Source organism: Planctomycetaceae bacterium (assembly GCA_041398785.1).
Lineage (GTDB): Bacteria > Planctomycetota > Planctomycetia > Planctomycetales > Planctomycetaceae > JAWKUA01.
Genome location: JAWKUA010000037.1, coordinates 34,147 through 40,735, shown reverse-complemented (window position 1 = coordinate 40,735; position 6,589 = coordinate 34,147). Strand labels below are relative to the sequence as shown.

The 6,589-nt window shown below is 60.6% G+C and carries 4 protein-coding genes; 1 reads left to right on the top strand and 3 read right to left on the bottom strand.

Annotated features, from left to right (window positions below):
- Positions 1–196: 196 nt before the first annotated feature.
- The gene (locus R3C19_25705; protein MEZ6063758.1) at positions 197–1,642 is read right to left on the bottom strand and encodes a DUF1501 domain-containing protein; all 1,446 of its coding nucleotides are present in this window, start codon (positions 1,640–1,642) and stop codon (positions 197–199) included.
- A 48-nt stretch (positions 1,643–1,690) separates the two neighbouring features.
- Entirely contained in the window at positions 1,691–4,231 is a 2,541-nt protein-coding gene (locus tag R3C19_25700; protein ID MEZ6063757.1) for a peptidase MA family metallohydrolase, read from the bottom strand.
- Positions 4,232–4,642: 411 nt separating this feature from the next.
- Here R3C19_25700 and R3C19_25695 point away from each other — a divergent pair, with 411 nt between their 5' ends.
- Complete coding sequence (locus R3C19_25695) at positions 4,643–5,158, top strand: CBS domain-containing protein (GenBank protein ID MEZ6063756.1); 516 nt, start codon at positions 4,643–4,645, stop codon at positions 5,156–5,158.
- Positions 5,159–5,647: 489 nt separating this feature from the next.
- Here the strand turns inward: R3C19_25695 and R3C19_25690 are convergent, their stop codons facing one another.
- Positions 5,648–6,511 carry a uracil-DNA glycosylase gene (locus R3C19_25690; GenBank protein MEZ6063755.1) on the bottom strand — a complete coding sequence of 288 codons (864 nt, stop codon included), beginning with the start codon at positions 6,509–6,511 and terminating at the stop codon, positions 5,648–5,650.
- Between the last annotated feature and the right edge of the window lie 78 nt (positions 6,512–6,589).

Sequence of the window (6,589 nt, the reverse complement as noted above, 5' to 3'; positions counted from 1 at the left end):
GAATTCGAAGAGAACGCCGCGTCCACATTGCGAGGAATCGTTCGACGTTGATCCAACCGATGTCGTCTTTGAACGGTTGCCGGTTCCATCCCGGGAAGATCAGGACAATCGGTTGACGGAACGGCCTCAGGAACGTGTTGTCACGTGATTCCGGCGCCGGAACCTGTTTGATCGGCAATCCGCGTCGCCGGCACCGTCAGGCCAGAATTTTCTGCACCACGTTTCCCGCCACGTCAGTCAGACGGAAGTTGCGGCCCTGGAATCGGAACGTCAGCTTCTCGTGGTCAATTCCCAGCAGATGCAGCAGCGTGGCATGGAAATCGTTGACGTGGAAGACGTCTTCCACGGCTTCGTAGCCCAGTTCGTCGGTGGCTCCGTGAGTCATGCCGCCCCGGATGCCGCCGCCGGCCATCCACATACTGAATCCGCGAATATGGTGGTCGCGGCCGCTGCCCTGAGCCATCGGTGTGCGGCCGAATTCGCCTCCCCAGATCACCAGCGTGTCCTTCAGCATGTCTCGCTGCTTCAGGTCCTTGATGAGTGCTGCAGCACCCTGGTCGACTTCGCCGGCGGTTCCTTCGATCGCTTTCTTCACGCCGCCGTGGTGATCCCAGGCCCGGTGATACAGTTGCACAAATCGCACGCCTCGCTCGGCCAGTCGGCGAGCCAGCAGGCAATTGGACGCGAACGAACCATCGGCACCGTTTGTTCCGTACATGTCCAGCACGTGTTGCGGTTCACCGGACATGTCCATCAGTTCCGGAACACTGGATTGCATCCGGAATGCCGTCTCGTAAGCCTGAATGCGAGTCGCGATTTCGGGATCGTGAGTGATCTGTGACTGCAGTTGGTTCAGTCGCGTGACGGCGCTGATGGTCTGCTGCTGCTGGTCCTGACTGAAGCCGGGCGGATTGCGGACGTACAGCACGGGGTCTCCGGCGGAATGGAATTCGACTCCCTGAAAACGGCTGGGCAGAAATCCGCTGTGCCACTGGCGAGCGGCGATGGGCTGAGCCTGACCGAACTTCCCCAGCGACGTCAGCACCACGTATCCCGGCAGGTCATCTGATTCGGTGCCGAGCCCGTAGTTGATCCACGCTCCCATCGACGGGCGACCGGGAACGGTGCTGCCGGTGTTCATGTATGTGTGAGCGGGGTCGTGATTGATCGCTTCGGTCCGCAGCGAATTGATGATGCAGATTTCATCGGCGACGCTGCCAATGTTTGGAAACTTCGAGCAGATCATCTGGCCGGAGTCGCCGTACTTTTCGAAGGGATGCTGCGGTCCCAGGCACTTCAGCTCTTTGGCGTCCTGCAGTTGAGCGATCGGCTTGCCTTTGGTGAACGATTCGGGAATGGGCTGGCCGTCCATTTCGGCGAGTTTGGGTTTGTAATCGAGTGTTTCCAGGTGCGACGGACCTCCGGCCATGCACAGATGGATGATCCGTCGGGCCTTCGCGGGGAAGTGCAGCGGCTGGATGACTCCGTTCCACCGACCTGACTGTTCCGGTTCAGCGCTGCGGGTCGTCTGTCCGAACAGCGCTGCCAGGATTCCTGCTCCGAGTCCCAGGCCGGAGGCGTTCAGGAATGTCCGGCGCTGCAGCCGTGTGATGAATTCGTCTTGCCGATCGAAAGGAATCATGTCGGGAGTCCGTTTGGGAGGTTGGTCCTGGATTTCGTTGGGTCGGAATCAGCGCTTACTATTTCCGGGGAACTCCATTTCTCGGTCGGTCAGTTCCAGAAGCATTCGGTGTGCCTCCCGGTAGCGCGGAGCCTGCTCAAGTGCCAGCAGGATATGTCGTCGGGCGAGCTGTGGTTCATTTTGGCGCAGCAGGCCCGCCATCTGGAAGTGAGTTTTCGGAGCGTCAGCGGGTTCCAGGCTCAGAAGTCCCTGCAGGCAGCGGAGAGCCATGTCGCGATCGTCCGACGCGGAGGCTGCCGTCGCGATCAGCCGAAGGGCGACCGGCTGCATCGGGTCGATGGACATCAGCAGTCGTCCGGTTGCGACGGCTGCGGGCCAGTCTTCCTGCTTCGTCTGAATCGCCAGCAACTGCATGGCGGCGTCCAGATCGTCTCCCGAAACTTCCAGGTGCTGTTTCAGCAGGCTCGCCTGTTCCTGAACACGGTCCGTGCGACGATACAGTTCCGCCAGCAGACGTCGCGCGCTGCCGGAGCCGGCGTCTTCCGGGAACAGCTCGATCAGCCGCTGCAGATTCTGCTCCGCGTCGGAATACTCCTTTTCTCGCAGTTGCTGAGCGGCGAGGGACATTCCCAGGAAATAGTTCCGCGGATTTGTAGAGGCCGCGAGTTTCAGTTCATCGGCTGTCAGTTCCGTGACTTCGAAATCGAATTCCACGTCCGGCGCGAATGATCGGGCGAGTTCCGTCAGGTAATCGTCAAATGCGGCATCCAGTTCCGCCAGACCATCGGCGCGGCGTTCCAGGGAGTCGTTGATCAGCATTCCGTTGCTGAGATCGGAAAGGATGCCCGTCAGGGTTTCTGTTCCAAACTGCTGAACCAGAAATTCGACGACCATTGACGATTCGTAGTAGGCGAAGTTGAGATCCTCGCCCGATTCCGCGTTCAGAAAGGCACTGCTGAGTTCGCTGACCGGCGTGATGTTACCTTCCAGGATTCGGTCCCGAAATTCGTGAGACATGGACTGTCCCCAGCGGCCATCCTTCCGCCGTTCTTCGTAGACGGAAATGCCTTCGCTGAGCCATCGGGGAATTCGGTTGCCCGTCATTTGCAGCGTGATGACATGACAGAATTCGTGCCACAACACGGATTCCCAGTTTGTCGGACTTCCGCGCTGCGACGTCGGGCTGTTTGCGGTAATCACCTTTCCAAAACACACTCCCAGAAATCCGGCGACATCGGGAATCCCGAACGTCCGTACCGCAAAGTCGGCCGGGCGATCAAAGATTTCCACGACCGTTTTTTCGGCAGGTGTATAGCCGTAGCGAGCGGTCATCTCGGCGTGGACTTCGTTCAGCAACTGCAGTACGCGGTCTCCATAGACGGCGGCTTCGTCGGCATTCATGCGGACCACGAATCGGTCATTTTCCAGCGTCGCAAAGCGGTGTAGCGAATCCTTCAACTGCAGCAGGTTGAAGACAGTGGTGCTGTAGCCGTCCTGTTCGTGAGCCGCTTCGGCCAGCGTCCAGCCGGCGTCTTCCTGGCCAAGCCGCAGCAGATCCTGAGAGAGCTGAATTCGGGATGGCAGGTGATTCGGATCCCGTTGCAGTGCCTGCTGCTGATAGGCGGCTCCTTCCGCGAAGCGATACTTTCGCGAAAGCCGCTCACCGATTTGATGATCGACCTCCGGACTCTTCGGGCTGAATGCCAGTGCCAGACTGCGGCTGCGTGCTTCGTCGATGGGTCGATTCAGCAGGTGATGAATTACCGCCTGCTGGGCGTGAGCAATCGGATGCCACGGATTGAAACTCAGAACTCGCTGCAGCAGTTCTTCAGCGGCGTCGTAGTCTTCGGCGTCGATGCGCTGGTCACAGATCCGCAGCAGCGCATCGGCATGGTTCGGGTTGATTTCCAGAACAGCCTGCAGCAGTTCCGCCGAACGTTCGGCATCGGCACTTCGAACAGCCTCCGACAGCGCGAACAATACGTCGGGATTGTCGGCGAAGTCCTGAGCGGCCGGTGTCAGGATTTCCGCGGCCAGGGCAAAGTCGCCTTTCTGCAACGCAAGCCGTCCGGACGCCAGTGAGCCATCCGGTCGCGTGGCGTAGTTTCGTCGAGCGCGGTCGAAGAATCCTTCCAGGACGTCTTTCGGGTCGGCTCCCAGTGCGATGGCCGCATTTCCCAGAGCCACCAGGTCGTCGGCATCCGTGTACCGCCACGGCGCGGCCGAGACCATGCGATCGATCTCCGCCAGCGTCTGCCGAGACAGTTCCTGCTCACCGCTGCGCTGGTAGCAGTCGTGAGCTTCCATCCGCAAACGGACGCTCCACGAATAGCGAGACAGTCCGTCGACCGACGTCTGCAGAGCCTGTTCGTATTGCCCCACCGCTTTCTCCGCCTGGATTTTCAGCAGCGGCCATTCTTCTCCGTAGCTGCGGCGCTGAATCGCATCCGTCGCAAAGTCCAGGCACTGCTGGTATTCACCAATGCGCAGAAGTTCCTGGCACTCGGCGATTGTGGCGGCCGGAGTCGCATCCGTGTTGAATGCCAACGCGGTCATTGTCAGCAGCAACAGTCGAGGCGATCGAATCATGGCGAATCATCCGCTGTCTGTCGGAACTTCAGATGCGTGACACCTGTGCAGTGCCGCGCGTCATCGGCGTTGAAATCGGCAAGGTCATTTCCCGCAGGGAAGGGTACCAGCAATCGGGCCGCAGTGAACTGTGGAGCCCCGCACGAACCCGGCAAAGGCTGTCTGACCGGAGCGAATCCTACTGAAATCGCCGGGTCCGAAGGCGAGTCGGGCAATCCCGCGTGGTTGGCTTCAGACGGAAATCCCCCCAACCGATACGAACACTATACCGCCTGCGGACTGACGTTCGACGTTTCGGCTCATGGTGTGAGAAGCGATGCCGCGGCGTCATCGAAGCGTGGAAGCCATCGCCGATCGCCGACCCTGTGCGGGCTGATTTCCGCCGAAACCCTCCATTCGGAATGAAACATCATGCTGACGCTGCGTGTTGCCGACCTGATGCGACCCTGCCACGCGGCCGTCATTCCGATGTCGATGAAGCTGCGAGACGCTGCTGAAGCTCTGATCTTCAGCGAAGAACCGCTGCTGATCGCCGTTGACGATGCGAACCGGTTTGCAGGTGTCGTGGCGGAATCCGCTGTCATCCGCAGCCTTCTGGCAACGCCATCAACGGACGTGCCGATCGAATCCATTCTTTCGCGACACGTCGAGTCCGCGAGTTGTGACGCGTCGCTGAGTTCCGTGATGCCGTTTTTTCGTGACGCGTGCCACGTTGTTGTGCCGGTCATCGACAGGACCGGTTCCGTTGTCGGACTGCTGCACCGCCGGGACGTTGTCCGGCTGCTACTCAGCGATGCCGGTGAGCAAACCGGCACCGGCGACGACGCAGCCGCGCAATCGCAGATCGGTCGGCCGGAAGTTCGTGGCCCGCACTTTTTGCAGGCCGAACCACGCCACGTTCGCGACCAGGTAAACCGCCAGACGTAGCCGCACAGATCCCGCGATCGGCGTTCTGACAACTTTGTGCGATCAACGCGCGGTCTACCCCTCCCCGAACTTGCTCCGCTCGTTCGACCCCTCCCCAATGGCCTTCGGCCGGGAGGGGCGGAACGGAAGCTGCGCTTCCGGGCGCGGCGTCGCGCACCCACCTATTCCGCCGCGGCGTCTGCGCACCCACCTCTCCCAGGCGAAGCCGGCCGGGAGAGGTCGGGCGAGCGGAGCGATGCCCGGGAGAGGGGCCGATCCCGCGATCGGCGTTCTGACAACTTTGTGCGATCAACGCGTGGTTGCCCCTCCCCGAACTTGCTCCGCTCGTTCGACCCCTCCCCAATGGCCTTCGGCCGGGAGGGGAATTTTGGTGTGCCTCGGCGAGCGAAGGCCTGAACGGCGTGCATTCTGCGACCACTGCACGGGACCGTGAAGGGGCGGTTGCTCTTAGACCTTCGCAACGTTTACAAGCTGGCGTTCGTTCGACGACTAATCGAGTGTCACGCCGAGTTCTGCCATGAACAGCTTCATGTCGGCCCACACGTCCTTCTTCGCCGATGGATTGCGGAGCAGATAGGACGGGTGATACGTACACAGCACTTTCGCGCTGCGGTACGTCAGAAACTGTCCTCGCAGTTTGCCGATCGTCCGCCGTTCGTTCAGCAGGTTTTGAGCGGCCACGGTTCCCCAGCAGATGATGTACTCCGGCTGCACAATGCTGATCTGCGCGTCCAGATATTCACGGCAGTTCGCCGCTTCCTGGGGCAGGGGATTGCGATTTCCCGGCGGCCGGCATCGCAGGATGTTACAGATGTAGATGTCTTTGCGTTTCAGTTTGCTGGCTTCGATGATCTTGTCCAGAAGCTGACCGGCCCGGCCGACGAACGGTTCGCCCTGCTTGTCTTCGTCCGCGCCGGGCGCTTCTCCGACGAACATGATTCGTGCGTTCGGGTCACCGACGCCGAATACCGTCTGAGTTCGCGTGTTCGCCAGTTCCGAGCATCGGCGGCATCCGCTGACCAGTGCCGACAGTTCGCACAAAGCCGCACCTTTCTGGTCTTTCGTTTTTAGCGATTGAGCCAGAATGGCCTTTGTTTCTTCCAGCATTTCGGGAACCTGAGCGGATTCGGGAAGCAGTTCTCCGGGTGACCGCAGAGTTTTCGGCGCGGTCGGAACGGGCTGTTGCGTTGCCGGAGTTCCAGCGCTGCGGGGGGCCGCGGACCTGGAAGTCACGCCGCCGCGGCGCGCGCCGGTTTCCGCTGTCCGAGCAGGCAGCTTTACCGTCGGAATATGGCTGATTCCGGCGGATTTCAGCAGTTGCAGATACTGTCGCACCGGGCGGTCAGAAGTCATGGACCAGCAGTGATGGCAAACGTCGGGGAAGCGGTCAGCGCCGTGAAATCGGACGCCTTGCAGGTATAGCGGTTTTGA

Bases quoted from the DNA above. Each gene is read 5' to 3' on its own strand.
- R3C19_25705 (MEZ6063758.1), bottom strand. From the start codon at position 1,642: ATGATTCCTTTCGATCGGCAAGACGAATTCATCACACGGCTGCAGCGC.
- R3C19_25700 (MEZ6063757.1), bottom strand. From the start codon at position 4,231: ATGATTCGATCGCCTCGACTGTTGCTGCTGACAATGACCGCGTTGGCA.
- R3C19_25695 (MEZ6063756.1), top strand. From the start codon at position 4,643: ATGCTGACGCTGCGTGTTGCCGACCTGATGCGACCCTGCCACGCGGCC.
- R3C19_25690 (MEZ6063755.1), bottom strand. From the start codon at position 6,511: ATGACTTCTGACCGCCCGGTGCGACAGTATCTGCAACTGCTGAAATCC.